Annotated in this window: 1 protein-coding gene; it reads left to right on the top strand. The window is 43.2% G+C overall.

Annotated elements, in window-relative coordinates:
• Positions 1–322 (top strand): hypothetical protein (locus Z054_RS32055; RefSeq protein ID WP_161635363.1); only part of this gene is annotated, 322 nt, incomplete at both ends.

Raw genomic sequence — 322 nt, 5'->3', positions numbered from 1 at the left:
AACAATCCCCTGATGTATACCGACCCCAGTGGTGAAACCATGCAAGAAGAAGGTGAAGGAGGTGGTAATGGTTGGTTATATTTAGCCGCTGTAGGAGTAGCTAGTGCTTATCAAAGCTTACAAGGCGCAAGAATCGGGAGTTGGATAGGTACCAATTTGGAAAGTGCAAAAAACGATATTACTGATTTCTTTGATGGCTTATTTGGGGGTAGCAGTAGAAGCTCTAAACCCACCACTATAGAATACAACCAGACGCAGGTGATGAGTGATCCACTTATGAATCCTAATCCTGGTATTGCTGCTACATATATGAGTAATGGGG

The organism is Aquimarina macrocephali JAMB N27 (genome assembly GCF_000520995.1).
In the GTDB taxonomy this organism is placed as follows: Bacteria; Bacteroidota; Bacteroidia; order Flavobacteriales; family Flavobacteriaceae; genus Aquimarina; species Aquimarina macrocephali.
Note: the sequence above shows the minus strand (reverse complement) of the source record. Positions and strands in the feature narration are given on the sequence as shown.